The following is a 25,935-nucleotide window of genomic DNA, read 5'->3' as shown; positions in this document are numbered from 1 at the left end:
GGGCCGTTCCTCGCGAAATTCGCGAGGAACGGCCCGTTCAGGGCACTAGCTCGCCGGGAGGACCGGCTTCAGTTGTTTCAGCTGTCGTAGCTGCGACGCGGGCGGCCGTTGCCCGGACGCTGCGGACGGCCGCTGCCGCCACCGGACTCGCCGCGACGCGGGCGGCCGCGGAAGCCGCCGGGACGGCCGCCTTCGCGGTGACCGTGACCCTCGCGCGAGCCCTGGTAACCGCCGCGGTCGCCACCGTAGCCACGGCCACCGCCGCGACGCGGGGACTCACGGCGACGCTCGACGACCGGCTCGCCGCTGGGCTGCTGCGCACCGGTGATACGAGCGAGCTCGGCGTCGCCGGGGCGGACCGTGGTCTGCTCGGCGCGGACACCGGCGCGGTCGGTCATCCGGCGCACCATGCGGCGCTGGTCGTGGGTGACCAGCGTGACCACGACACCCGACGCCCCGGCGCGCGCGGTGCGGCCGGCGCGGTGCAGGTAGTCCTTGTGGTCGGCGGCCGGGTCGACGTGCAGCACGAGCGAGATGTCGTCGACGTGGATACCGCGTGCGGCGACGTCCGTGGCGACGAGGACGGGCGCGTAGCCCTCCTTGAAGTCCGAGAGGACGCGGTTGCGCTGGCCCTGGGTCTTGCCGCCGTGCAGCGCGGCCGCGTGGACGCCCTTCTCGCGCAGGCGCTCGGTGAGGCGGTCCACGTGGTGCTTGGTGCGGACGAACATGATCGTGCGGCCCTCACGGGCGCCGATCTCGGTGATGATGTCCTGCTTGTCCTGGTGCGACACCTGGAACACGTGGTGGTCCATGGTGGTGACGCTCGCGGTCGACGGGGCGACCGAATGCGTGACCGGGTCGGTCAGGTACGCGCGGACCAGCCTGTCGACGTCGCCGTCGAGGGTGGCCGAGAACAGCAGGCGCTGGCCGCGGGCCGGGGTCAGGTCGAGGATCTCGCGAACCTGCGGCATGAAGCCCATGTCGGCCATCTGGTCGGCTTCGTCGAGCGCGACGAAGTTGACGTCGGACAGCGACGCGGTGCCCTGGCGGACGTGGTCCGACAGCCGGCCGGGGGTGGCGATCAGCAGGTCGACGCCGCGGGAAAGCGCGTCGGCCTGGCGGGTGAAGGCCATGCCGCCGACGGCGGTGCGGCACCACAGGCCGAGCGACTTGGCCAGCGGGGTCAGCGAGTCGGCGACCTGCATGGCCAGCTCGCGGGTCGGGACCAGGATCAGCGCGCGCGGGTGCTTCGGCCGGGCACGGCCGCCGTTGAGCCTGGTCAGCATCGCCAGGCCGAAGGCGAGGGTCTTGCCGGAACCGGTCTGGGCGCGGCCGAGCACGTCGCGGCCGGAGAGCGCGTCGGGGATGGTCGCCGACTGGATCGGGAACGGGGAGGTGATACCGGCGTCGGCCAGAGCCCGCAGCAGCGGCTCGGGAAGGCCGAGCTCCGCCCAGGTGGTGGCCTTGACACTCTCGACGGCGTCGTTGTGCAGCATCGAGTCACCCGCGGGGCGGGTGCGCGGCTTACTGCGGTGCTGACGCGCCGACGGTGAGACATGGCCGGAGTTGAACGTGACTGTCACAAATGCCTCTCGGACGTGGCACGTCACAAGGAGGCCCGGGCTGCCCGCACGCAGGCAAGGCAAGATGGTGTGCACAGATGGGCGTTCACAGGGACGAACCCGGCACACCGCGTCTGCGTGACACCGCGCGCCAATTGGTTGATACGGATACCGCGAGCCATTCGGTTGGCTTTGGAGGCGACGGACACCAACTCATCCACGCCGCCGGTTGCGGTCTGTCACTACTGTACCGGACCGTTATCCGGCCTCCCAACCGGAGGGACCGATTGTGGGCAGGGTCTCCACGAAGGGTCGTTCCCGGCGCGGCACGCCGGGAACGACCCTGTCATGACACTGTGGACGGTCACCGGAGACCGGCGATCTCCTTCAGCTCCTCGATCAGCTCCGGGACCGCCGTCAGCCGCTCCGGCAGCCCCCGCGAGTGGAACCACGTCGCGATGTTCCGCACGTCCCGCGCGAGGAACTCCAGCCCGCCCGGATTGGCCACGATGTCGACCACCTGCGGCAGATCGATCACCATGATCCGCTCACGGTGGACGAGCAGGTTGTACGCCGAGAGGTCGCCGTGCGCGAGCCCCTGCGACGCCAGCAGTTCCAGCATCGCCGCGGTCTGGAACCACAGTTCCCGCAACTGGTCGGGCTCCGGCCGGACCTGCGCCAGGCGCGGCGCGGCGGTTTCGCCGTCGCCGAGGAACTCCAGCAGCAGCTCGGTGCCGTCGCGCTGCACCGGGTACGGCACCGGTGCGCCGACCGACCACAACCTGCCCAGCGCGCCGAATTCGGCCACGGCCCACTGTTCGGCGATGAGGTTGCGGCCGAAGCTGCTGCGCGACTCCATCGCCCGCATCTCGCGCGACCGGCGCATCCGCCTGCCTTCGAGGTAGCCGGCGTCGCGATGGAACAACCGGTGCTCGCCGCTGCGATACCGCTTGGCGGCGAGCACGACGCCTTCGGTGCCGGGCAGGTTGCGCCGGACGAGGTGGACGTCCGCCTCCTTGCCGGTCTTGAGGACGCCGAGTTCGGTGTCCACCGCCGCCAGTTCGGTGATCACCCAGTCCGGGCGCGGCAGCGGCCCGTGCTCCGCGTCTCCCCACGTGCTCCAGCGGTCGGCGCCGTCGGGGATGGCGGTTTCGGTGTAGGCGTCCTCACGCAGCCGGGCGAGCCGGACGCGTTCGGCTTCGGTGAGCCGTCCGCCGCGCTCGGGTGCGGGCTCGTCGTCGAAACGGGCACGACGGGAACGGCGAGGACGTTGTTCGTAGGACTCTTCGAGATCGTGCTTGCGCACTGGTGGGTTCTCCTAGATCAGGGATGCCCCACCGGGCGAGCGTCGTGGCTCCGCGCTCAGCCGCGAGGGGCGAGTGGATGGGGGCGGCCAAGGCCCCGGACAGTCATCAGCACGAGGCACCTCCCTGTCGCATCCACCGGCTCCCTGCCGGATCGCGCACGATCATTCCCGACCCCTCCGGGCGACCGCAACCGATTTAATTCCGAGGCGGTGGTGCGGGTGGTCGTGAGTGGCGATTCGGGTTCTAACCCGAATCGCCACTCACGACCACCCGCACCGGTCCGCACGACGTGCCTAGGCCGACCGCAGCCCCGCCAGCTCGCTCCGCGACCGCACCTTCAGCTTCCGCAGGACACTCGCGACGTGCTGCTCCACCGTGCGCCGCGACAGGAACAGCACCTCGGCGATCTCCCGGTTGGTGTGCCCGGCCGCCAGCAGCCGGGCGACGTCGCGCTCGCGCGGGGACAGCTCGTCGCCGTAGCCGCGGCGGCCGCGCCGCGACGGGGCGACCGCGCCGGTGGACCGGAAGGCGTGGCGGCAGCGCGCGGCGTCGCGGGTGGCGCCGAGGTGGTCGAAGGTCTCCGCGAGCGCCGCGAAGATCTCGGCGACGTCCTCATTGCGGGCCAGACGGCAGCGCGCAGCACGTTCGGCGATCAGGGCCGCGTGATACGGCGCGGGAAGAGCCTCGAACCGGGTCCGAGCCTGCTCGAAGGCCTCGATCGCCTCCTCGTGCTCGCCCCGGGACGCCGCGATCAGCCCGCGGTTCGCGGCCAGCGCCGCCCGGGTCGACGGCGCGTCGAGGTCGCCGATCTCCCGTTCGAACTCGTCGGTCAGCGCTTGCGCCTCGGCGTCCCGTCCGGTGGCGCAGTACGCGTCGACGGCGGCCATCAGCAGATCGGCGCCCCAGGCCCAGACACCCTTGGCGCGCAAGAGTTCCAGCCCCTTCTCGGCCTGCGTGACGGCGGCCTCGCCGAGATCCTGCGCGAGCAGCATGCCCGCCATCCCGGCGTGCGCGGCGATCGCGACCGGGGTGAACGCGTTCTCCGGCTGGTCCGCCGCGGTGCCGGCGAACCGGACGGCGGCCTCGTCCCATTCGCCGCGCGCGGCGGCGAGCAGGCCGAGGACCAGGCACAGTTCGCTGGTCACCGGCAGGAGATCGCGGTACTCGTCGATCAGCGCGCAGGCCCGTTCGGCGAGGCCGTCCCAGTTCCCGGTGAGCCAGTCGGTGTGGACGGCCGTCGCGCGGGCCGTGCTGACGACGTACGGCGCCCCGCAGTCGGCGGCCAGCTGCATCCCGCTGTGCAACAGGCTTCTGGCCCGTCGATGGTGGCCCGTCCAGGCGCAGGCGTCGGCGCTGTTGCAGTGCAGCCGCGCCAGATGCCGCTGTTCGTCGGCGGAACCGACGCTGGTGGGCGCCCGGTCCAGCATGTCCCAGCCCCGTGCGTCGCCGATGTGCAGCCGCGACGCCGCGTTGTTGGCCAGCAGGATGATCTTCAGCCGCCGGTCGGTGGCCCGTTCGATGAGCCCGTCCACCCGGTCCATCCAGCGCCGGTGCTCCCGCAGCGGGGTCGCGCCGACCCACGGCTGCGCGAGCACACCCATCCCGCGTCCGGCCAGGTCGGGCCGGTCGGCGAGGTCGTTGACGGCGATCTCGATCTCGGTCCTCGCGGCCTCCAGTCCGCCCGCCTGGCGCACCAGGAGGAGCCCGAGCCCCAGCCGGACCTCGCCGCTCAGGCGTCCGGACAGCCTGCCGTCGGTGAGCAGCCGCTCCAGTGCCGGGACGACCTCGGTCTGCGCGAGACCGTTGCACGCCACCGAACTGAACTTGACCGCCAGTCTGTCCACATCGGACGGTTGCAGGCCCGGTTCGTCGAGCAGGGTGCGGAGCAGATCCGTCGCGGTCGCGAGATCACCGACCGCCGACGCCTGGTCCGCGGCCGCTTCGCCGTACTTCAGGGCACCGGCCCGGTCACCCGCCTTGCGGCAGTGTTCGGCCAGCCGTACCAGGGATTGCGGGAGCCGGTCGCGCAGCAGCCGCGCGGCCCGCCGGTGCAGTTCCTGGCGATCGGGGCCGGGAATGGTGAGGTACGCGGCTTGCTGGGCGTACGCGTGCCGGAAACCGTACGTGCCTTCACCGGTCTCCACCAGGACGTTGCGTTCGAGTGCGAGGACGAGCGCGCGGCGGGCGCGCTCGGGGGAGAGCGCGGCCGCGGCGGCCAGCAGGTCCGAAGTGGACGGTGTGGCGAGGACCGCGGCTGCCTCGGCGATCCGCCGGGCCGCAGGCGGCAGCGCGACGAGGTGTTCGACCGTCGCTTCCCGTAACAGCGCCGGGACTTCGACCGTGTCGAGCAGATGCCGCGCGGTCGTGCCGTCGGCGTGCACCGCGCCCTCGACGCCGCCGATCGCGTGCACGATCTCCTCGACCACGAACGGGATCCCCGCAGTCCGTTCGTGCAGCCGCGCGGCGAACTCGGCGGACACGTTAGCTTCGCCGAGGAGCGCCGAAACCAGCGCCTGGACGCCGTCGCGGTCCAACGGCCGGAGCGTGACGAGCGCGTGCGCGGTCCCGGGAGCAGGCCGATAGGCGCTGCCGAGCGGGATGCCGCCGGGCGTCTCTTCACGCCGGTAGGTGAGCAGGAGCGTCAGGCCCGCGGGCGGGTCGGTCATCAGGAACCGCAGCAGGCGACGGGATCCGTCGTCCGTCCAATGGAGGTCTTCGACGAGGAGGACGTGCGGGCCCAGCGAACCGAGCAGTTCCCGGACGGCGCGGAAGAGCCGGTGCCGTTCGGCCCTCGGATCACCGAGGCGGGGCGGCGGCTCCGGCAGGAAGGCCGCGAGTTCCGGTAGATAAGGCGCGAGCACGCCGGTCACGGGGTTGAGTTCGCGCGCCGGGCGGATGTCCTTCAGCGCGTCGAAGACCACGCCGTACGGGAACGGCTCGCGCAGCGGCTGGCACGTTCCGGTGAGGACCGGCCGCCCGGCCAGTTCGGCGCAGGCCAGCAGTTCGGCGGCGAGCCGGGTCTTGCCCACCCCCGCTTCGCCTTCGAGCATGATCACCGACGGCGAGCGCATCGCGCCGTCGAGCAGCTCGCGTAACTCCGCCTCACGGCCGACGAGCACGGGAGAACTCGTCCTGCGTCGGCAGCCACCGATCACCATTGCCGGGTCACCCCCGCTTCACGAACCACACCGTTCGAGTGAACGCAGCTTAAGCGCCTGCTCAGTGCTCACGGAACCCACCCGGACCGTCACAGAACTTTCGTAGGGACGGGGAGTTTCCCCATTAGATACGTAGTCCTACGGACCGTTGCCTCGCTTGTTCGCGCAGGTCCCGCCACCCGAAAGTGATTCATGCGTGACTGCACGTCACGGCGCCGGCCCGGATCCCCGCCGGCGTGAACCACCTGTTCGAGTGAACGGAGCTCAGGAAATGCGTGGAGAACTTCGACGTCACCGGATCGCGGGTGCGGTGCTCGCCGGGGCCTGTGCGGCGGCCACCGTCGCCTTCGCCGGACCGGCCGCGGCCGCCGAGGGGCAGATCCGCGGCGCCGGTGTGCCGGGAGCCGTCACGGACGGGTACATCGTCTCGCTCAAGAGCGGCGACGCCGGGCTCGCGGCCAAGTACGGCGGCCAGGTGAAGGCGACCTACACCGCCGCGCTGAACGGTTTCTCGGCGAAGATGACCGAGGCGCAGGCGAAACGGCTCGCGGCCGACCCGAACGTCGACTTCGTCCAGCAGGACGCGGTCGCCCACATGACCGGCACCCAGACCAACCCGACCTGGGGCCTGGACCGGATCGACCAGAAGAACCTGCCGCTGGACCGGAAGTACACCTACCCGAACGACGGTGCCGGGGCGACGGTCTACGTCCTCGACACCGGTGTCGACTACCGCCAGTCCGAATTCGGCGGCCGTGCGACCAGCGGGTACGACTTCATCGACAACGACAGCGACGCCCGCGACTGCCAGGGGCACGGCACGCACGTCGCCGGCACGGTCGGCAGCGCGACCTACGGGGTCGCCAAGGGCGCCAAGATCGTCTCGGTCCGCGTGCTGAACTGCCAGGGCAGCGGCCAGTACTCGCAGATCATCAGCGGGATCGACTGGGTCGTGAAGAACGCCAAGGGCCCGTCGGTGCTCACCATGAGCCTCGGTGGCCCGGCCGACTCCGGAGTGGACGCCGCCGTGCGCCGCGCCGTTTCCGCGGGCATCACCAACACGGTGGCCTCCGGCAATTCCAACACCGACGCCTGCGGCACCAGCCCGGCCCGGGTGCGTGAGGCCATCACCGTCAACGCCACCCAGAGCGACGACCGCCGGTCGACGTTCTCGAACTACGGCAGCTGCACCGACATCTTCGCGCCGGGCACCAGCATCACCTCCCTGCGCAACGGTGGCGGTACCCAGCAGATGAGCGGTACCTCGATGGCGACGCCGCATGTCGCCGGCGCGGCCGCGATCTACCTGACCTCGAACCCGTCGGCCACCCCGGCCGCCGTCGCCTCCGGTCTCGCCAACGCCGCCACCAGCGGTGTCGTCAAGAGCCCGGGCACCGGTTCGACCAACAAGCTGCTGAACGTGACGGGTCTCTGATGCGGCGCGGCGTGCGGGCCGGTGTGGTGGCCGTCGCGGCCACCGCGCTGGCCGCGCTCGCCGCGGGCAACGCCCTCGCCGCGGAGGCCGAGGGCGTTGTCGTGCAGGCGAAGCAGCACTACGGCGATCAGTACATCGTGGAGCTTCACGACGTGGGCACCCTGGCGGTCGAGCAGTCCTCGGCCGCGCTGACCGGCCGCTACGGCGGCGAAGTCCGGTCGGCGTACAAGAACGTGCTGCGCGGGTTCTCGGTCAAGGGCATGTCCGAGCGGCAGGCCCGGCGGCTGGCGGCCGACCCGGCGGTCAAGGCGGTCTATGAGGACGGCACCGCACGTGCCGTCGGCACGCAGACCAATCCCACCTGGGGACTCGACCGGGTCGACCAGAAGAACCTGCCGCTCGACAAGAGCTTCACGTATCCGAACACGGGCGAGGGCGTCACCGCGTACGACCTCGACACCGGGATCAACCCGGAGAACCCGGAGTACGAGGGGCGCGCGTCCATCGGCAAGGACTTCGTCGGCGGCAACGGGAAGGACTGCAACGGGCACGGCAGTCACACCGCGGGCACCATCGGCAGCAAGACCTACGGCGTGGCCAAGAAGGTCAAGCTCGTCGGGCTGAAGGTGCTGGGCAACGACTGTTCGGGCAACGGTCCCGACTCCGCCATCGTGGACGCGGCCGAATGGATCACCGCGAACGGCACCAAACCGGCGGTGGCGAACCTGAGCCTGCGGATGGACCAGGTCGGGCTCGGCGACGACGTCATCAAGAAGTCCATCGCGGCCGGCTTCGTCTACGTGGTGGCGGCGGGCAACGAGAACCAGAACGCCTGCAACGTCAGCCCCGCCAGGGTCCCCGAGGCGATCACGGTCGGCGCCTCGGACCAGAGCGACAACAAATCCTCGTTCTCCAACCACAGTTCGTGCGTGGACATCTTCGCCCCTGGCAGCAACATCACGTCGCTGTCCACGTCCAACGGTGGTTCGGCGAACATGAGCGGGACGTCGATGGCCACGCCGCACGTGGCCGGGGCGGCGGCGCTGTACCTCGCCGCGAATTCCGGCGCCACCGCGCAGCAGACGCGGGACGCGCTGGTGAACAACGCCTCCGACGGCGTGCTCAAGGGACTGCCGTCCGGCACGGTCAACAAACTGCTGAACGTGTCGTTCATCGGCGGCGGTGGCCCCACGCCGACGTGCGGGGTCAAGTCCAACACGACACCGGTGTCCATTCCGGACGCGGGTGACGCGGTGACCAGTTCGGTGACGCAGGAAGGCTGCGACGGGAAGGCGTCGGCGACGCTGCCGGTCAAGGTCGACATCGCGCACACCTACACCGGTGACCTGGCGATAGACCTGATCGGGCCGAGCGGTGCGGTGTTCGGCCTCAAGCAGGCGGGAGGGATCGGCGAGGCGACCGGCGTGCACACGTCGTACACGGTGAACGCCTCGTCCGAACCGGCGAACGGGACCTGGAAACTGCGGGTCCGTGACGTCTACCGGTTCGACAGCGGGACGATCGAAGGTTTCTCCATCACCTTCTGAGTCCTTGCGAACGGCGGTGCGCCGCGGTCACGATGACCGCGGCGCATCGTCGTTTTCGCTGGGAGGCTTTCGCATGGAGTCCTATGACGCCGTGATCGTCGGTGGCGGGCACAACGGCCTGGTGGCGGCGGCCTACCTGGCCGGGGCCGGCCGCTCGGTGCTGGTGCTGGAACGGCGTGACGAGGTCGGCGGGGCGGCGGTCTCCTTTCGTGCCTTTACCGGCGTCGACGTCCGGCTGTCGCGGTACTCGTACCTGGTGAGCCTGCTGCCCCGCAAGATCATCGCGGAGCTGGGGCTCGGCCTCGATCTCCGGCGGCGGCGGATGTCTTCGTACACGCCCGTCGGCGACGGGGGTCTCCTTGTCGACACGGGCGATGACGGCCGTACGGCGGCGTCGTTCTCGGCGCTCACCGGGTCCACAAAGGACTACGAGGCTTGGCGGCGGTTCTACGCGATGACGTCCCAGGTCGCGAAACGGACTTTCCCCACCTTGACCGAACCGCTGGTGTCCAAGGAGGAATTGCGCTCGGGTATCGAGCCGGAGGCGTGGGACGCGCTGTTCGAACGGCCGATCTCGGAAACGCTCACCGGGATGTTCGGCGACGACGTCGTCCGCGGTGTCGTCCTGACCGACGCGCTGATCGGCACTTTCGCCGGCGCCGGCGATTTCCGGCAGAACCTGTGCCTGCTCTACCACGTGATCGGCAACGAGACCGGCGACTGGGACGTGCCGGTGGGCGGGATGGGCGCGGTGACCGGGGCGCTCGCGTCGGCCGCGGCGTCCGCCGGGGCACGGCTGATAACCGGTGCCGAAGTGCTGTCGATCGACCCCGGTGGCTCGGTGCGTTACCGGCTCGGCGACGACGGGTTCGTGGTGCGTGGCGGGCACGTGCTGTCGAACGTCGCGCCGCGGACGCTCGCGCGGTTGCTGGGGGAGGAGCCGCCGGAGGCGCCGGAAGGCGCGCAGCTCAAGGTGAACATGGTGCTGTCACGGTTGCCGCGGCTGCGTGATCCGAGTGTCGATCCGCGGGAGGCGTTCGGCGGGACGTTCCACGTCAACGAGAGTTACGAGCAGCTGGCGACGGCCTACGCCGAGGCGTCGGCGGGCCGGATCCCGTCGCTGCCGCCGTGCGAGATCTACTGCCATTCGCTGACCGACCCGTCGATCCTCGGCCCGGCCGAACGGGCCGCCGGGGTGCAGACGCTGACGTTGTTCGGCCTGCACATGCCCGCGCGGCTGTTCGAGGGGCGCAACGACGCCGCGCGTGACGAGGCGCTGCGGGCGACGTTGTCCTCTTTGGACAGTGTGCTGGCCGAGCCGATCGAGGACTGTGTGCTGCGGTCGCCGGACGGCGGCTTGTGCGTCGAGGCGAAGACGCCCCTGGACCTCGAAGCCGAGCTGGGACTGCCCGCGGGACACATCTTCCATCGCGATCTGTCGTGGCCTTACGCGGCGGAGGCCGCCCAGGTGGGTCGCTGGGGTGTCGAGACCGCGCACGAGCGGGTCCTGCTCTGCGGTGCGGGGGCCGTGCGGGGCGGCGGTGTCTCGGGCATCCCCGGCCACAACGCCGCCATGGCTGTCCTGGCAAGCGCGTGAAGGCCCCCTTCCCTCGGCTCAGCCGAGGGAAGGGGGCCTTCACGCGCGTTCGCTTACTGGACGGTGAGGGTATAGGTGGCGGTGGCGGTCTTGCCCGCCGAGTCCGTCGCGGTGACGGTCACCGGGTACGTGCCCCGCTGGAACGGCGCGACCACCTGCATGGTCGAACTGCCGCCGCTCGAGATCGTCTTCGGGTTGAAGAACGGTGCGAACGGCAGCCCCTGCCCGGACGCCGACAGTGTGATCGCGCCCGTGCCCCCGGTGGCGGAAACCGTGACGTTGCTGAAGAAACCGGGCTGCGAGGTCCCGCTGGTGGGGCTCAGGGCGACCTTGAGCTCGCCGGGTTGCGGCGCGCCGTCGCCGACGGTCAGCGTCAGGTTCGTGGTCGCGGTGTCGGTGGTGCCCTTGCCCGAGATCGTGACCGCGTAGTCCTTTTCGGCCGTTCCGGCGGGCACCTCGATGCTCACCTTCGCCGACTCACCCGAGGTGATGGACGAGGGCTGGAACGTGGCCGTCGCGCCCTCGGGAAGTCCCGTCGCGCTGAGATCGACCTTCTCCGCGCCGTTCTTGCCCGGCTTGCTGGTCACCGTGGCCGACACGTACTTGCCAGGCTCGACCTTGAGGGCCGACGGCGTCACGCCGAGCGAGAACTTCTCCGGGTTCTGCGGCTCGCCGATCTGCTGCTTGACCCAGTCGCCCATCTCGTTGTTGAGCCTGCCGTACACGCTGTACCACTTGAAGTCGCTACGGCTCCAGGAAGCGACACCGACGACCTTGCCGTCCACGATCAGCGGACCGCCGCTGTCGCCGGGCAGGATCGTGACGCGGCCGTCGCTGTAGCCGCTGCAGATCATCGTCGCGTCTTTGAAACCCGCGCCGACCCCGCTGCAGTTGCCGCCCTGGACGATGGGCAGCGTGAACTTGTGCAGCTCGACGTTGCGGGTGTCGTCGTTGTGGTCCTTCTTGCCGTAGCCGAGCCCGAGCCCCGACTTGCCCGGCTTGTGCAACTCCGTGTCGGCCGAGGTCGCGACCTTCGCGTACTGGCCGCCCGGCACCGGGATGTCGGCGTCCGTGGTGACCACCGCGACGTCGTAACCCTGATCGAAGTTGACGTACTTCGGGTGCTTCTCGTAGCTGACGACACCGATCCGCGTCCCGCCACCGGCGTTGAGATCGTCCAGCCCGTAGAGGAAGGACTTCTCGCCTGCCGCGTCCTTGCAGTGCGCCGCGATCAGGATCTTGCGCGGCGCGACGACCGAACCCGTGCAGGTCTGGCCCTGCGGCCGCGTTCCCCCTTCGCGCAGGCCCGCGATGATGAAGGGATGGTCCTTGACCGAGGCGGGGGTGCCGCCGATGGAGTTCGTGTGCAGTCCACCGGGGACGACCGCTTGATCCGTCGGGGTGACGGCGGGCAGGTTCGCGGCGGCCGCCGGAGCGGGCAGGAGGACCGAGAGGCAGCCGAGGGTGGCGGTGGCGATCCCCAGCAGCCGTTGTCTTCTGTTCACGGTGGTTCCTTTCCAGGTGGCTGGAAATCACTTTCCGCATGTGCACCTGGCGGAACAACCGAGGAAGAAGCCCGTAGGGGTACGGAACTAATGCGCCCCGTCGCCGGTGAGCAGCTCGATACTGTGGTCACCGGTGCGCTCGACGTCGAGGCCCGCCTTCGTCAGGACCCGCATCAGCTGCTCCACAGTGGACGGTTCGCTGCGCGACTTCACCAGTTCCGCGGCCAGCCGTCCCTTGTACGCCTTGTTGAAGTGGCTCACCGTGGTCCGGTTGCCCTTCGCGTCCTCGGTCACGACGCGCACGGTCACCGCGTCGGGGCGGAGCTTCGCCAGCGCCGAGTAGGTCCCGGACCGCAGGTCGACGACGAGCCCCTCGACGCCTTGGAGCGCCGGTTCGAGGACCGGCTTCCACACGCTGCGGACGGTGCCGAGCGACGGCAGCGCGTTGCCGCCCGAAAGCCGGTACGCGGGGATCGGGTCGGTCGCCGCGACCACGCCGAACAGCGCTGAAGCGACGGCGAGGCGCTTCTCGGCCTTCGCCAGCGTCGCCTTGGTGAACGACTTCACGTCGAGCGCGTCGTAGAGGACCCCGGTGTAGCGGCGCAGCGCGGGCATCGTGGGGGAACTCCACAGCTCGGCGTTGCGGGCGACCTCGTCGGCCTGCCGCGGCGTGATGCCCAGCGCGGCGACACTGGCCGGGACGTCGGCGGCCAGTTCGGTCAGCGCGTCGGCCAGCTTCGCCCGGGTCGGGTTCAGCTCCGGGAACGACAGCGCGTCGAGGTCCAGCGGCGCGCCGGTGCCGCCGGCGGCCTTGGTCTCGGAAGGGGGGAGGAGCACGAGCACCACGGAAGCGTAACTAAATGGGGTGCGTCACCCCGAGGCGCGGGCTTAGCCTCGTCCGCATGAGCCTGACCTGGCGCCCGCTGACCATGGACGACATGCCGCGACTGGCCGAGACCTTCGCCGAGGCGGAGCGTGTCGAGCCGATCGAGGAGCACTACAGCGCGGAGGATCTCGCCGAAGAGATCGGTACGCCGACCGTCGACCTGCCGACGGCGTCCACCAGCGCGTGGGACGGTGAAACGCTGGTCGCCTACGGTCTGCTCCGGAAGCGTGACGCGGCCGATCCGGTGCACATGATGCGGGTCGAGACGCTCGTCCACCCCGCGTACCGCGACGACGCGATCGCCGCGCGCCTCACCGGCTGGTTCGAGGAGGCGGGCAAGGCGCTCCACGCGAAGTCCCACCCGGACGTACCGCTGGAGCTGCACGCCGCGGCCAACACCAAGCAACGCTGGCTCTCCGAGGTACTCGTGGACGCCGGGTACGAGCACGCCCGGTGGTTCGTCGACATGCGGGCCGACCTCGGCTCGATCCCGCCGCTGAAACCGCTGCCCGAGGAGTTCCCGCTCGTCGCGTACGAGCAGAAGTACGAAGCCCTCACACTGCGGTCCCGTAACGAGACCTTCGCCGACCACTGGGGAAGCACGGAGCAGTCCCCGGAGGCCTGGCGGCATCTGGTCGTCGGTGCGAAGGACTTCCAGCCGCACCTGTCGTCCCTGCTGCTGAGCCCGGACAGGGACCGGGTGGTCGCGATGGTGCTGAGCGCCCACTTCGCCTCCGATACGGCGGCCACCGGCGTGAAGGATCTGTACGTCAGCCACGTCGCGACCGACGCGGGCCTTCGCGGGCGCGGGATCGCGGGCGCGCTGCTCGGGCACACGCTCGTCCAGGCCAAGGCCGACGGTTTCCAGCGGGCTTCGCTCAACGTCGACCAGGACAACACCCACCGAGCCCTCGGGGTCTACGAGCGCGTCGGGTTCAGCGAGTTCCAGCGCTGGGCCGGGTACGTGAAGCCCGTTCCGACCTGACCGGTTGTCACCCGAAAGGGCGGATTTCGGTACAGTCGATCTTCTCGGATGAGATCGCTGGGGGTGGTAGGGCGTTGCCGGTTTCCGCACGCCTCGGCTGGCACGACCTGCCGTCGGCGACGCGTGACGCCGTGGAGCGTGAGCTCGGGTCGGCGGTCCGTCGTTCGCTGTGGCAGACCCCGGAATTCGACGGCGGTGTCGCCGCGCGGCTCGAACTCGAACGCGATCACCGCTGGGTCTTCCTGAAGGCGATCCCCGCGGACAGCCCGCGCGCGGGCGGCTACCGGACGGAGGCCGCCATCGCGCGGCGGCTTCCCGCGGAGGCACCCACGCCGAAGCTTCTGTCCTTTGTGGACGGTGAATGGCTGGTGCTCGCGTTCGCCGATTTCGACGGCACCAGGCCGAACCTGCGCCCCGGATCGCCGGACCTTTCCGCGGTGCTGGCCACCTTCGGCGCGCTCAGGCGCACGCTCACACCGTGTCCGCTGCCCGACGTCCCGGACGCCCTCGACGATCTCGGCCCGCTCCTGCGGGGCTGGCACGAACTGGCGAAGGAACCGCCGGACGACCTCGACGGCTGGGCCGTCCGCAACCTCGACCGGCTCGTCCAGCTGGAGACGTCGTGGCATCCCTGGTCGGCCGGGGACACGTTGCTGCACAACGACATCCAGCCCGAATACCTGGTGCGGACCGGGCCGGGCCGGGTGCTGGTCACCAACTGGCGCTACCCGGCGCGGGGCGCGGGCTGGCTCGATCTGGTCGCGCTCGTCCCGTACCTGCTCGACGCCGGGCACGAACCCGCCGACGTCGACCGCCTGCTCCGGCGGCGCCCCGTGCTGGCCGGGGTCCCGGTCTGGGCGGTCACCGCGTTCGGCGTCGCGCTGGCCGGGCACGCCGAACGAGCGTCCCGCTTACCGGAACCGCCCGCGACGACGGGTGTGCGCGCGGCGCAGCGCCGTCTCGCGGCGGCCATGCGCGAGTGGCTCGCTTACCGGACGCACTGGCAGTAGCGCGGCGGCCGGCGCCGTCTATGAAGGATCGGGACGTCGAGTGTCCCAAACCCTTCACAGACGACCTTGTGCCTGCGGCGAACGTGTGTCCGCCCTCCGTGCGGCAGCAGCCCGGCTCGTGAGTGGCCAGGACGGTTCTAACCGTCCATACCGATCACGAGGTTCAGCGGCTCCTCACAGCTGGGCTGAAGGGAGCTTTCGCTGCGTCTGATGCGGCGAAAGGCCCTTTCACGTCTTGCTGGTGGCGCTCTGTTCGGCTTGTACCCTCCCGATTCGGGCGCCGCGTTCGTCTAGTGGCGTCGAGGTGTGTCGCGAAAGCCACTTTCGCGACGTCAGGTGTCCCGAAAGTGGCTTTCGCGACATCGGCCTCGACTAGAGCCGTCGCTACTTCACTGCGGCCGGGGCCCCGTTGCGAAAGCCACTTTCGCAACCTTCAACGTTGCGAAAGTGGCTTTCGCAACGCCACCGGCGGGGGGCCGACGGGCGACACCTCGGGGCGGGGAGAAAGGACTCGTGAGTGGCCAGGACGGTTCTAACCGTCCATACCGCTCACGAGGTTCAGCGGCTCCTCACCGGCGGCGTACCGGCGCAACTGCTCGGCGACCAGCCGCTTCGCGCGCGGGTAGAACGACGCCGAACCGCCCGCGACATGCGGCGTGACGATCACACCCGGCGTGGTCCACAGTGGATGCCCGGCGGGCAGCGGTTCCGGGTCGACGACGTCCAGCGCGGCACGCAGCCGCCCGGAGACGGTCTCGGCCGTGAGCGCCGCGGTGTCGATCGCCGAGCCTCGCCCGACGTTCACGACCAGGGCGCCGTCCGGCAGCGCGGCGAGCTGCGCGGCGCCGAACAGGCCCATGGTCGCGGGCGTTTCGGGCAGGATCAGGACCACGATGTCGGCGGACGGCAGCAGTTCGGCCAGCTCACCCACGCCGTGCACGCGCTCCGCGGGCCGGGCCGTGCTCGCCACGCTGGTCACGACCGCCTCGGCCGCGACCAGTTGCCGCTCGATGGCCTGGCCGATCGAACCGTGACCGACCAGCAGCACCCGGCTGTCGGCCAGCGAACGCGTGTGCTCGCGTTCCCACGACGCCGTCGCCTGCTGCGCGAACCAGCGCGGCAGATCCCGCTGCGAGGCGTGGATCAGCGCCAGCGCGTGTTCGGCCACGCTGAGGTCGTGCAGGCCGCGGCCGTTGGCCAGCTTCACCCCCGCCGGCACCAGCGGGATCAGCTTCTCCACCCCGGCCGACAACGACTGCACGAGCTTCAGCGACGGAAGCCGCGAGAGCAGCTTCATCGGCTCGGCGCCGGTGTCGTAGGGCAGCACGTAGACCTCGACCTCATCGAGGCCCTCGTCCGGCAGCGGGCCCAGACCGTCGTAGAGCCGCGCGTTCAGGCCCTCGGGCAGCTCGATATCGGACCAGGGCAGGATGGCTCGCTCCGTCATGCCGCCATTCTGGCCGCCGCGACCGGCGTCACCCTCCGTGGGCCGCGACGCAGAACTCGTTGCCGACGGGATCGGCCAGCACCGTCCAGGCGAAGCCCGGCATCTCGTGTCTGTCCAGCTTCTTCGCGCCCAACCCGACCAGACGCTCCACCTCCTTCTCCATGTCGTCGGTACCGAAGTCCATGTGGACCCGGTTCTTGCCCGCCCGCTCCTCCGGCACCCGCTGGAAGGCGAACACCGGCCCGTTCTCCTTCTTGGCGTGCAGGATCAGGAACTCGCCGCCGTGGTCCTGATCCACCTCGACCCCGAGCGCCTTCGTCCAGAACGCCGCGAGCCCGCGCGGATCCGCGCAGTCGATCGTGATCATGCCCAGTTCGATACCCATGGCGGCACGCTAGCCGCACCCACCGACAAAACCGGGCGCCCGCGATAACCGGTTGAACCGGCCCGGGGCGGGGTGACTACGCTGCGCAGAACGTCTAAGCACGTAATTCCAGCGAGGAGCCCAGAAGTGATCACCAGGATGTCGTCGTTGTTCCTTCGCACCCTGCGTGAGGATCCGGCGGACGCCGAGGTACCGAGCCACCGGCTCCTGGTACGCGCCGGCTACGTCCGCCGGGTCGCCCCGGGCGGCTACTCCTGGCTGCCGCTGGGCCTGCGGGTGCTGCGCCGTATCGAGAACGTCGTCCGCGAAGAGATGAACGCCATCGGCGCGCAGGAGATCCAGTTCCCCGCGCTGCTGCCGAAGGAGCCCTACGAGGCCACCGGCCGGTGGACCGAGTACGGCGACGCGTTGTTCCGCCTCAAGGACCGAAAGGGCGCCGACTACCTCCTTGGCCCGACGCACGAAGAGCTCTTCGCGCTCACCGTGAAGGGTGAATACAGCTCGTACAAGGACTATCCGGTCGTCCTGTACCAAATCCAGACGAAGTACCGCGACGAGGCGCGCCCCCGGGCCGGCATCCTGCGCGGCCGCGAGTTCGTCATGAAGGACTCCTACTCCTTCGACCTCGACGACGAGGGCCTGACCAAGTCGTACGAGCTGCACCGCCAGGCGTACACGAAGCTGTTCGACCGCCTCGGTATCGAGTACGTCGTCGTCAAGGCGACCTCCGGCGCGATGGGCGGCTCGGCCTCCGAAGAGTTCCTCGCCGTCGCCGAGACGGGTGAGGACACCTACGTCCGCAGCACCGAATCGGGTTACGCGGCCAACGTCGAAGCGGTCACCACGCCCGCTCCCGAGGCGAAGCCGATCGAGGGCCTGCCCGAGGCGAAGGTCCACCACACGCCGGACACCCCGACCATCGAGTCGCTGGTCGCGTTCCTCAACAACGCCGATCTCGGCCGCACCTTCACCGCCGCGGACACGCTCAAGAACGTCCTGGTGAAGACCCGCCAGCCGGGCGCGAAGGAGTGGGAGCTGCTGGCCATCGGCCTCCCCGGCGACCGCGAGGTCGACACGAAGCGCCTCGAAGCGTCGCTCGAGCCCGCCGAGTTCGAGCTGCTCGAAGAGGCCGACTTCGCCAAGAACCCCTTCCTCGTCAAGGGCTACATCGGCCCGAAGGCGCTGAAGGACAACGGCGTCCGCTACCTGCTCGACCCGCGCGTCGTCGACGGCACCGCCTGGGTCACCGGCGCCGACGAGCGCGACCACCACGTGGTCGACCTGGTCGCGGGCCGCGACTTCACCGGCGACGGCACGATCGAGGCCGCCGAGGTCCGCGAGGGCGACGCGTCGCCCGACGGCAAGGGCACCCTGGTCGCCGCCCGCGGGATCGAGATCGGGCACATCTTCCAGCTGGGCCGCAAGTACGCGGACGCGTTCGAGCTCGACGCGCTGGGCCCGGACTCCAAGCCCATCCGCATCACCATGGGTTCGTACGGCGTCGGCGTCTCGCGGCTGGTCGGCGTGCTCGCCGAGCAGAACCACGACGACCTCGGCATCGTCTGGCCGCGCGAGGTCTCGCCGTTCGACGTGCACGTCGTCATCGCCGGCAAGGACGAGACGGTCGCCGCGGGCGCGGAGAAGCTCGCCGCCGAACTGGACGCCGCCGGTGTCGAGGTCGTCCTCGACGACCGCAAGGCCACCCCCGGCGTGAAGTTCGCGGACGCCGAACTCGTCGGTGTGCCGACGATCCTCGTCGTCGGGCGCGGCCTGGCGAACGGTGTCGTCGAGGTCAAGGACCGCCGCACCGGCGAGCGCGAGGAGATCGCCGTCGACGCGGTCGTGGAGCACCTGGTCAAACTCGTCCGTTCGTAATGTTCGGCAAGAAGCGCCGGGATTCCCCGGGCTACGAGGACAACGCGGCGCTGGACGGGTTCGGGGGTTATCAGCCCTCGGACTCGTCCGGCTACACGCCCGCTCCTGAGACCCCGGCGGTAGCCGAGCCGGAGCCGGAGAAGCCCGCGAAGCAGCCGATGTCGCGGAGCGGGCGAAGGGCCATGTACGGCTTCTTCGCGACGCTCGGCGTCATCACGGTCGCCGCGCTCGCGAACAACGGCGGCAGCTCGTCGGACAGCAGCGCGCCGACCACCCGGGCTCCGGTCGTCTACACGCCTTCGCCCCGGGTCGTCGCGCCGCCGGTGACCGAAGGCTGGCAGTCGGTGGCCGGGAAGGACGGCGTCTACGCCTACGACGTCCCGCCGAACTGGACGCCGAAACCCGGCACGATCCACGGCTGGGAAAAGGGCACCCAGGTCCCGGGCATCACCATGGTCGCCAGCGCCTTCGTCGGCGAAGGTTACTGTCCGCAGGAGAAGGGAAGCAGGGTCGGCGGCGCCGGCGTGGCCAACATCAAGGTCTCCGATCCCGCCGCCGCCGCGAAGAAGGCGGTCGACGATCTCGCCATCAGTGCGTACAACCCGGAGAACGGCCCGCTGACCGCCAAGATCACCCCGGAACCGCCCCAGCAGGCCGAATTCACCCTCGGCACCGGCAAGAAGGTCCCCGCCAGCATCGTTTTCGCGGAGGTCGTCACCCCGCCGGGGCCCTGTGGCGCCCAGCGCGCCCTGGTCGGTGTGCTCGCGCCGGAGCTGGGCGAAGCCTCGGCGGCCCTGGCCGTCTATTCGGGCCAGGACGCGCCGGGCGGAGCGAACCGCGAGCTGATCCTGAAGATCCTCAAGACCTACCGGGGTGTCCCGGAGGCCGACCGCAAGACCATCACGCCGCCACCGTCGACGTTGCGCTGAGGCTGCAGGCGGAGCCGGACTGCGGGACGCCTCCAGGCGGTGAAATGTCTGGTTTGTGTTGGGTCGAAAGTCAAACGTGGCAGGTCGCGAAAGCCACTTTTTGCGACGCCTGATGTCCCGAAAGTGGCTTCCGCGGGGCATGGCCTCTTCTACCGTGAAGCCAGCGAAGAAGTACTTCGCGGCTGCGGGTTCACGAGCGTGCGCTGAGGCTTCTTGCCCGACCGCGCGAGCTTCGCCAGCCGCAGCAGCCCGGTGTTCGGCAGATACGCCCGGCCGAGCGCGATCCCGATCCGCGGCAGGTCCGCCTCGTCGCGGAACGCGAGGTACAGCGGCACGTGGCGCGGCTGGAACTTCGCCTTGAACGCGTGCAGCGAACGGAAGCCGTAGAACGGTTCCATCATCGTGCCGAGCGCGTCGAGCACCCGCTCGACGGCGTGCGCGGGTTCGCCGGAGCTCGCCAGCGGCGCACCGGACAGCGAGACGAACTTCGCCCCTTCCTCGCGGAAGGCCAGGCACGAAGACGCGATCAGGAACTCCATCGACGGGCGGAACCCGTCGGCGCGTTTGCGCATGACGTCGAGGGTCCAGCCGCCGATCGCGCCCGCGCCGGTGTACACCGGCAGCCACGACGTCACGCCGTGGACCACGCCGTCGGCGTCCACCGCGAGACCCACCCGGGTCTCGGGATCCATCGCCTCGTCGACGCCGCCGAGGGTGAAGCCCATTTCCGGCATGCCCTTGTCGCTGATCCACTCCTCGGAGATCGCGCGGACCTGCGAGATCACCGCGCGCGGCTGATCGGCGAGCCGCACGAGCCGGAACTCGATGCCGTCCTTCTTGGCCCGGTTGAGCGCGGTCCGCACGTCCTGCCAGCGCTTGCCGCGGAACTCCAGCGTCTCCAGTTCGATCAGGGTGTCCTCGGCGACTTGGACCTGCTTCCAGCCCAGCTCTTCGGTCTTGGCGGTGGTGTCGCCGGTGGCGGAGAACAGGCACGGCACGAGACCGGTGTTCTCGCACATCGTGATGAACTCGGCGATCGTCCGGTCGGCGGCGCCGTCCGGGGCGATCGGGTCGCCGAGGGCGATGGCGACCCCCGCGTGCCGGCGGTAGGCGAGGTAGGACTTGCCGTCCGCGGCCACGAAGTACGAGTTCTGCGGCCAGGTCGTCATCCACGAAAGTGTGCTCCCGCCGTGGCGGCTGAGCAGCGTGCGGGCCAGCGCGGGGTTGCCCATCCGGCCGAGGCGGCGGCATTTCCGCCGCGACGGCACGCGGAAGGCGCCGCGGGAGGAGACCAGCAGGGCGAATTCGACCGTCCAGAGCAGGTTGTCCACGAAGAACAGCGGCGGATCCACCACGCCGGCGTCCTCGCCGAAGATCTCCGCCAGCGTGAGCACCCCGCCGTAGACCATCACCTGCAGGATGACGAACGAGGTCAGGATCATCGCGCACCACCAGGCGACCTGGCTGCCCTTGCGCAGGCCGTTCAGGATCGGCACCACGATCAGGCACAGGACGACGACTTCCCAGGTGGACAGCGAAAGCTCTTCGGACGAACCGAAGGGACCGTTGCCCGGTACGAAGGACATCACCAGTTCGGCGACCGTCAGCACCAGCAGGCCCGCCATGACGTAGAACCGCCACTCGCGCAGGCTGGGCCGCCGTTCGCGCGAGGAATCCTTGGCACCGAGGAACTTCCGGCCGAACGGCAGGGCGAGGACGAGGGCGAAGAAGTGCACGAGGTCGGCCAGCGTGCCGACGAAGATGATCGCGACCCCGGCGTAGACGCACAGCCCGGCGCGCAACCGCAGGCGCCACGGCGGGCGCAGGGTGGCGCTGGCGACCGCGACCGCGGCGAGCGCGCCGCCGGAGAACCCGACGTCGAGACTGGTGGCGACCCGTTCCGCCCATTCCCAGCCGGAGTTGCGGCTCAGCGCCAGGAACTGGACCGCCACCAGGACACTGACGAACTGGCCGCCGATGGCGACGGCCATCGCCCGCCGGGTGCCGAGCCGCCATTCCGCGAACCCGGCGAACAACGCGAAGCTGAGCACCATCGGCAGGTAGTACAGCGGGACGACCGCGAACAGCGGTCCGGTGAACAAGGTCCACCACCGGCCTGATTCGAGCGACGGCAGCCCATACGCGATGTACGGGTACACCGCGCGGTCCTCGGCGGCCGACCAGAGCGCGCCCGTGGCCAAGGCGAGCGCGAGCATGGTCAGCGTGACGAGGCTGGTGAACGGCAGCCGGTGCCTCAGCACCGTGATGATCTTGCGTGTCCGGCCCGGCGCGGCCGTCCCGCTTCCCCCTTTTGGCATGGAACTCAAATTAGGTCCGGGAGGTGCTCGGACACATCCGGCACGGGACCCATTTATCCCTTAGGGGAGTGCTACTCGCGACGGATGCTCTCACCCATCTTGAGGACGACACCGCCGGCTATCGCACCGGGGATCTCCTGGTCCGCCAGTACGAGGAGGACGTGGTAGCGGCCGGATCCGGGCAGCGCGCGCAACGGGAGGGCGATCGCGGTGATCGCGACCGACGGGGCGGGGCACGGCCCGTCCGGGGCGGGGACGACGGAGGTGGTCACGGCGGTGGCGGTCGTCCCGCCGTCCAGGACGGGCACCGGCCCGGGTTCGCCGATCTCCGCCGTCGCGGAGCGTCCGTACGCCGCTTCGGCCCAGCGCAGCGTCGTTTCCTCGGCGGCCTGGGCGAGGCTGCCGACTTCGCCTTCGTCGATCGTGGTGAATCCCGCCGTCGCGCGTGCCGAGAGATCGGTGCTGGGGCAGAACGCCCGGCGGAACCGCGCGACCCCCTGCAGGGTGACGAGGTCACCGGCCGGGGTCTCGTAGCCGATGGCGACGTCGGGCTCTTCGAGCGTCCAATCGGGCGGGACGTCGTAGACGAACGGGTGATCGCCGGACACCACCGGTTGCCAGCCCGCGATCACCGGCTGGATCCGCGTGGCGGGCACCGGGTCGGGCAGGACGAGGTCGTGGGCGGACAGCGGTGGAGGCGCGGTCTTCGCCTGGTAGGTGGCCGTCGCGCCGACGGCGAGGACGACGGCCAGCCCGAGGACGCCCAGCGTCGGCCTCAGGCGCAGGCGACGGCGGGGCGGGACGGCGTCCCGGACGACCGGAAGCGGTCCCGTCCGTTCGGCCTCGGTTTCGAGCGGCTGCCCGGTGAGGGGATCGACGAACCACTGCCGAGGTTCGTCGTTCCTCCCACCGGGGCCGGTCATTGCTGCGGCCTCAAACTCGCGAGGATCATTTGCGCGTCCGCTTCGGGCAGGGCGTCCGGGGTGCCCTGGTCGAGGACCATCACGAAGCAGATGGTCTGCTCACCGTTCTTGAAGGCCGCCGAAGTGACCTTCACACTCGGAGCCCGGCAACCTTCGCCTTCGCTCGGGGTGAACGAGGCGGTGGAACTGAGCGCCTGGATCGTGCCGCCGGCGATGGTGATCTGCTTGAGCTCGGGCAGCGGCACGTCGGCCTTGCCGGTGGCGGACTGGATCCAGAGCCGGACAGCGCCCCGGGCGGCGTTCTCGACGGGGATCTGGTCCGCGGTGGCGAAGCCGACCAGTCCGCGGTGCGAACCGCTGACGTCGGGGCAAGCGCCGAGCTTGTACCTCATCGCTTCGTGGATCACCATCTTCATGTCCCGCTCGGTGTTCCCGGTGACATAGCCCGGCTTGGTCTCCCAGCCCGACGGGGGCAGGTCGTAGGCGGTTTTGTCCTTCACCGACAGGATCCCCTGCCAGCCGGGCGTCGTCGAGGGGACTTTGTTGTCCTTCGGGGCATCACTGCTCGAGGACGGCGGCTTCGACGCCGAAGACGACGGCGGCACCGGCGCGGAGGAAGGCGGCCCGGCCTGGGGCTGCGGCTCTTCGCCGTCACGCAGGACGAAGAACAGCGTGGCGCCGACGGCGATCACCAGGAGGAACGCGCCGAGGCCGATCCACAGCCCTTTGTTGCCCTTCTTCGGCGGCTCCGGCGCGAAACCCTGGTACGTCTGCTGCGGGAACTGCTGGTAACCCTGGTACTGCTGCTGGGGGTACTGCTGCGGGTAGCCCTGCTGCTGGTAGGGCTGTTGTGGTTGCTGCTCCGGCCAGCCGTTGCCACCGCCTGGGTATGCCATGAAGCGAGCTTAGTTAACGTCCCCGAGCACGGCCGCACGCACCGCTGCCAGGTCGGACAGGTCCGCGAGCACGGTGTGCGCGCCCGCGTCGGCCAGTTCCTCCGCGCTGAACTGCCCGGTCGCCACGGCCACCGCGACGGCGCCGTTGTCGAGAGCGGCTCGTACGTCGTCCGGGGTGTCGCCGATGACGACGACCGACGCCGGCGCGAACTCGGTGCCGTGTTTCGCCGAAGCGTGGCCGACGGCGGCGGGCACCAGATCGGGGCGGTGCGCCGAGAGTGAGCCGTAGCCGCCGATCTCGAAGTCCACGTGCTCGTGCAGGTCGAACGCGGTCAGCTTGTGCACGGAGATCTCCGGCAGATTCCCGGTGACCAGGGTCTGGACGATGCCGCCCTGCGTCGCGAAGGCGTTCAGCGCGTCCTTCGCGCCCGGGAGCGCCCGGCCGCTCGAAGCCAGCGTCGGGGCGTGGCTCTCGGAGACCGCGATCAGCGCGAGCCAGAGCTTGCGCACGTTCTCCTCGGTGGGCTCGACGCCGTGCGAGGTCAGGATGTCGGCGCTGATGGCGCGTTCGGTGCGGCCGCCGAAATTCGGCAACGCCCGCAGTTCCACGCCGGCGACCTCGGCGAGCGCGGTCGTGTACCAGGCGGCGCCGACGCCGCGCAGGTCCACGAGGGTCTGGTCGATGTCCCACAGCACGAGCCGATGCGGAGTAGTCACGCGGCCGACGGTACCGGTGAGCTAATTCAACGTCTGTTGACTTCCGTGGCCGCGAGGCTTACCTTGGCAGCTAATTCAACAGATGACGAATAAATGGAGGACGGTCATGTCGAACCGTCGCCCCGCCGGGGCCTTCGCCTTACTCGCCGCGGTGGCCGGTGCGCTGGTCGCCGTCGTGCTCGGCTTTCTCACCTTCGGCGCGCAGGCCACCGTCGCGCCCGACGGGCTGCCTGTCGCGGTGGCCGCGCCCCCTGGACCGCTCCAGGCGGCCGCGAACGGGATCGCGTCCCATGGCGGAGGCCAGGTCTCGTGGCGGGTGACCTCCCCGGCGGAAGGCCGGGAACTGCTGGAGGACAAGGAGGTCTACGGCGTCCTCGAACTGCCGTCGACGGTCGTGGTCTCCGGGGCGGTGAATCCGTCCGGAACGCAGCTCGCGCAACAGGTCCTGACCGGCGCCGCGCAAGCCATCGGCGGGACGCCCAAGGTCGAGACGCTGCACCCCGCGAGCGCGGCGGGCCGGGTCGCGCCGCTCGCGCTGAGCGCGCTGGCGTGGGTCGGCTGCCTGGCCGCGGGCGCAGTACTGATCCTGGCCGGACGGCGGATCGGCCGGGACGCGGGAGCCGCCGCGCGCTTCACGCAGATCGTCTCGGCGGGTGTGCTGGTCACCGGTGCGCTGGCCGGATTCCTGAAGCTGTGGGACTCGTCGCTGCCGCTCGGCTGGGACGTCCTCGGCTTCCTCTTCCTGACCTCGACCGGGTTCGCCGCCCTGCAGACCGGGCTGCTGCGGCTGCTCGGCGTACGGGCGATGGCGATCCTCGGCCCGCTGTACCTGGTCGCGCCCGCCGTCGCGGGTCAGGTGCCGGAGCTGCTGAACCCCGCCTACCGTGCGGTGCTGTGGTCCTGGACGCCGTTCCGGTTCTCGGCCGAAGGGCTCCGGAGCCTGTTGCAGGGCGTGCCCGGCGCGCCGGACGTCGCGACCGGGGTGTGGGTGCTCGGCGGACTGCTCGCGGCGGGGCTGGTCCTCGCGCTGTGGCCGGGCCGGTCAGCCCTCCAGAAGGCTGAAGCGGACGCGCCGGACCGGGTTGTCCAGGTTGGTGTCCACTAGGCAGACCGACTGCCAGGTGCCCAGCGTCAGCACCCCGCCGAGCACCGGGATCGTCGCGAACGGCGGCAGCAGCGCGGGCAGGACGTGGTCACGGCCGTGACCGGGACTGCCGTGCTGGTGCCGCCAGCGGCCGTCGCGGGGGAGCAGTTCGTCGAGCGCCGTGAGCAGGTCTTCGTCGCTGCCGGCGCCGGTTTCGAGGATCGCCAGCCCGGAGGTCGCGTGCGGGACGAAGACGTGCAGGATCCCGTCTTCGGCGTCCGCGTCCCGCAGGAAGGCTTCGGCGTCCTTGGTCAGGTCGTGCACCACGGCCACGCTGCCGGTGCGCACCTCGATCTCCGTGGAGTACAT

General features: G+C 70.3%; 20 protein-coding genes. 8 read left to right on the top strand and 12 right to left on the bottom strand.

The window, feature by feature from the left end; translation table 11 throughout:
- Positions 1 to 77 precede the first annotated feature (77 nt).
- From ACZ1DY_RS31225 to ACZ1DY_RS31215, 3 genes are all read right to left on the bottom strand, one after another.
- Entirely contained in the window at positions 78 to 1,583 is a 1,506-nt protein-coding gene (locus tag ACZ1DY_RS31225; protein WP_257485251.1) for a DEAD/DEAH box helicase, read from the bottom strand.
- 343 nt (positions 1,584 to 1,926) lie between these two features.
- A complete protein-coding gene (locus ACZ1DY_RS31220) occupies positions 1,927 to 2,868 on the bottom strand; it encodes a serine protein kinase RIO (protein WP_465481788.1) in 942 nt (313 codons plus the stop codon).
- Positions 2,869 to 3,162: 294 nt separating this feature from the next.
- On the bottom strand, positions 3,163 to 5,988 hold the full coding sequence (locus tag ACZ1DY_RS31215) for an ATP-binding protein (RefSeq protein WP_465481787.1): 2,826 nt from the start codon (positions 5,986 to 5,988) through the stop codon (positions 3,163 to 3,165).
- A 310-nt stretch (positions 5,989 to 6,298) separates the two neighbouring features.
- Between ACZ1DY_RS31215 and ACZ1DY_RS31210 the strand changes: the two genes are divergently transcribed.
- From ACZ1DY_RS31210 to ACZ1DY_RS31200, 3 genes are all read left to right on the top strand, one after another.
- Positions 6,299 to 7,462, top strand: a complete 1,164-nt coding sequence (locus ACZ1DY_RS31210; protein ID WP_257485254.1) for a S8 family peptidase — start codon at positions 6,299 to 6,301, stop codon at positions 7,460 to 7,462.
- Positions 7,462 to 9,009 (top strand): S8 family peptidase, encoded by a 1,548-nt coding sequence (locus tag ACZ1DY_RS31205; protein WP_257485255.1) that lies wholly within the window; start codon positions 7,462 to 7,464, stop codon positions 9,007 to 9,009. The genes ACZ1DY_RS31210 and ACZ1DY_RS31205 overlap by 1 nt, the downstream gene beginning before the upstream one ends.
- Positions 9,010 to 9,082: 73 nt before the next feature.
- A complete protein-coding gene (locus tag ACZ1DY_RS31200; protein ID WP_465481786.1) occupies positions 9,083 to 10,606 on the top strand; it encodes a phytoene desaturase family protein in 1,524 nt (507 codons plus the stop codon).
- 53 nt (positions 10,607 to 10,659) lie between these two features.
- On the opposite strand, the gene ACZ1DY_RS31195 is transcribed toward ACZ1DY_RS31200, so the two are convergent.
- Entirely contained in the window at positions 10,660 to 12,111 is a 1,452-nt protein-coding gene (locus tag ACZ1DY_RS31195) for a trypsin-like serine protease (RefSeq protein ID WP_257485257.1), read from the bottom strand.
- 87 nt (positions 12,112 to 12,198) lie between these two features.
- Positions 12,199 to 12,954 (bottom strand): peroxide stress protein YaaA, encoded by a 756-nt coding sequence (yaaA, locus tag ACZ1DY_RS31190; RefSeq protein ID WP_465481785.1) that lies wholly within the window; start codon positions 12,952 to 12,954, stop codon positions 12,199 to 12,201.
- 59 nt (positions 12,955 to 13,013) lie between these two features.
- Between yaaA and ACZ1DY_RS31185 the strand changes: the two genes are divergently transcribed.
- Together ACZ1DY_RS31185 and ACZ1DY_RS31180 are read left to right on the top strand one after the other, a co-directional pair.
- Positions 13,014 to 13,982, top strand: a complete 969-nt coding sequence (locus ACZ1DY_RS31185; protein WP_465481784.1) for a GNAT family N-acetyltransferase — start codon at positions 13,014 to 13,016, stop codon at positions 13,980 to 13,982.
- 74 nt (positions 13,983 to 14,056) lie between these two features.
- Positions 14,057 to 14,992 (top strand): aminoglycoside phosphotransferase, encoded by a 936-nt coding sequence (locus ACZ1DY_RS31180; protein WP_257485260.1) that lies wholly within the window; start codon positions 14,057 to 14,059, stop codon positions 14,990 to 14,992.
- A 532-nt stretch (positions 14,993 to 15,524) separates the two neighbouring features.
- On the opposite strand, the gene ACZ1DY_RS31175 is transcribed toward ACZ1DY_RS31180, so the two are convergent.
- Together ACZ1DY_RS31175 and ACZ1DY_RS31170 are read right to left on the bottom strand one after the other, a co-directional pair.
- Positions 15,525 to 16,439, bottom strand: coding sequence for a 2-hydroxyacid dehydrogenase (locus ACZ1DY_RS31175; protein ID WP_465481783.1), 915 nt, complete (start codon positions 16,437 to 16,439; stop codon positions 15,525 to 15,527).
- Positions 16,440 to 16,467: 28 nt separating this feature from the next.
- On the bottom strand, positions 16,468 to 16,824 hold the full coding sequence (locus ACZ1DY_RS31170; protein ID WP_126736033.1) for a VOC family protein: 357 nt from the start codon (positions 16,822 to 16,824) through the stop codon (positions 16,468 to 16,470).
- Positions 16,825 to 16,950: 126 nt separating this feature from the next.
- Between ACZ1DY_RS31170 and ACZ1DY_RS31165 the strand changes: the two genes are divergently transcribed.
- Both ACZ1DY_RS31165 and ACZ1DY_RS31160 read left to right on the top strand, forming a co-directional pair.
- Positions 16,951 to 18,699 (top strand): proline--tRNA ligase, encoded by a 1,749-nt coding sequence (locus ACZ1DY_RS31165; protein WP_465481782.1) that lies wholly within the window; start codon positions 16,951 to 16,953, stop codon positions 18,697 to 18,699.
- Positions 18,699 to 19,628, top strand: coding sequence for a DUF8017 domain-containing protein (locus ACZ1DY_RS31160; RefSeq protein ID WP_465481781.1), 930 nt, complete (start codon positions 18,699 to 18,701; stop codon positions 19,626 to 19,628). Before ACZ1DY_RS31165 ends, ACZ1DY_RS31160 begins: the two co-directional genes overlap by 1 nt.
- A 149-nt stretch (positions 19,629 to 19,777) precedes the next feature.
- Here ACZ1DY_RS31160 and ACZ1DY_RS31155 read toward each other — a convergent pair whose 3' ends face one another.
- The 4 genes from ACZ1DY_RS31155 to ACZ1DY_RS31140 form a co-directional block, all read right to left on the bottom strand.
- Entirely contained in the window at positions 19,778 to 21,946 is a 2,169-nt protein-coding gene (locus ACZ1DY_RS31155; RefSeq protein ID WP_465481780.1) for a bifunctional lysylphosphatidylglycerol flippase/synthetase MprF, read from the bottom strand.
- A 71-nt stretch (positions 21,947 to 22,017) separates the two neighbouring features.
- Positions 22,018 to 22,869, bottom strand: coding sequence for a DUF8017 domain-containing protein (locus ACZ1DY_RS31150; protein ID WP_465481779.1), 852 nt, complete (start codon positions 22,867 to 22,869; stop codon positions 22,018 to 22,020).
- Entirely contained in the window at positions 22,866 to 23,765 is a 900-nt protein-coding gene (locus tag ACZ1DY_RS31145; protein WP_465481778.1) for a DUF8017 domain-containing protein, read from the bottom strand. Before ACZ1DY_RS31145 ends, ACZ1DY_RS31150 begins: the two co-directional genes overlap by 4 nt.
- 9 nt (positions 23,766 to 23,774) lie before the next feature.
- On the bottom strand, positions 23,775 to 24,461 hold the full coding sequence (locus tag ACZ1DY_RS31140) for an HAD hydrolase-like protein (RefSeq protein ID WP_465485733.1): 687 nt from the start codon (positions 24,459 to 24,461) through the stop codon (positions 23,775 to 23,777).
- A 127-nt stretch (positions 24,462 to 24,588) separates the two neighbouring features.
- Here ACZ1DY_RS31140 and ACZ1DY_RS31135 point away from each other — a divergent pair, with 127 nt between their 5' ends.
- Complete coding sequence (locus ACZ1DY_RS31135) at positions 24,589 to 25,587, top strand: YhgE/Pip domain-containing protein (protein ID WP_465481777.1); 999 nt, start codon at positions 24,589 to 24,591, stop codon at positions 25,585 to 25,587.
- On the opposite strand, the gene ACZ1DY_RS31130 is transcribed toward ACZ1DY_RS31135, so the two are convergent.
- Entirely contained in the window at positions 25,525 to 25,935 is a 411-nt protein-coding gene (locus tag ACZ1DY_RS31130) for a secondary thiamine-phosphate synthase enzyme YjbQ (RefSeq protein WP_257485268.1), read from the bottom strand. The two genes, ACZ1DY_RS31135 and ACZ1DY_RS31130, sit on opposite strands and share 63 nt — an antisense overlap.

Source organism: Amycolatopsis sp. PSD-21 (assembly GCF_055561455.1).
Note: the sequence above shows the minus strand (reverse complement) of the source record. Positions and strands in the feature narration are given on the sequence as shown.

Excerpts from the sequence above, each read along its gene's own strand:
- ACZ1DY_RS31175 (WP_465481783.1), bottom strand. The coding sequence starts at position 16,439 with ATGACGGAGCGAGCCATCCTGCCCTGGTCCGATATCGAGCTGCCCGAG.
- ACZ1DY_RS31205 (WP_257485255.1), top strand. The coding sequence starts at position 7,462 with ATGCGGCGCGGCGTGCGGGCCGGTGTGGTGGCCGTCGCGGCCACCGCG.
- ACZ1DY_RS31185 (WP_465481784.1), top strand. The coding sequence starts at position 13,014 with ATGAGCCTGACCTGGCGCCCGCTGACCATGGACGACATGCCGCGACTG.
- ACZ1DY_RS31150 (WP_465481779.1), bottom strand. The coding sequence starts at position 22,869 with ATGACCGGCCCCGGTGGGAGGAACGACGAACCTCGGCAGTGGTTCGTC.
- ACZ1DY_RS31130 (WP_257485268.1), bottom strand. The coding sequence starts at position 25,935 with ATGTACTCCACGGAGATCGAGGTGCGCACCGGCAGCGTGGCCGTGGTG.
- ACZ1DY_RS31155 (WP_465481780.1), bottom strand. The coding sequence starts at position 21,946 with ATGCCAAAAGGGGGAAGCGGGACGGCCGCGCCGGGCCGGACACGCAAG.
- ACZ1DY_RS31170 (WP_126736033.1), bottom strand. The coding sequence starts at position 16,824 with ATGGGTATCGAACTGGGCATGATCACGATCGACTGCGCGGATCCGCGC.
- ACZ1DY_RS31160 (WP_465481781.1), top strand. The coding sequence starts at position 18,699 with ATGTTCGGCAAGAAGCGCCGGGATTCCCCGGGCTACGAGGACAACGCG.
- ACZ1DY_RS31200 (WP_465481786.1), top strand. The coding sequence starts at position 9,083 with ATGGAGTCCTATGACGCCGTGATCGTCGGTGGCGGGCACAACGGCCTG.
- ACZ1DY_RS31145 (WP_465481778.1), bottom strand. The coding sequence starts at position 23,765 with ATGGCATACCCAGGCGGTGGCAACGGCTGGCCGGAGCAGCAACCACAA.
- ACZ1DY_RS31210 (WP_257485254.1), top strand. The coding sequence starts at position 6,299 with ATGCGTGGAGAACTTCGACGTCACCGGATCGCGGGTGCGGTGCTCGCC.
- ACZ1DY_RS31135 (WP_465481777.1), top strand. The coding sequence starts at position 24,589 with ATGTCGAACCGTCGCCCCGCCGGGGCCTTCGCCTTACTCGCCGCGGTG.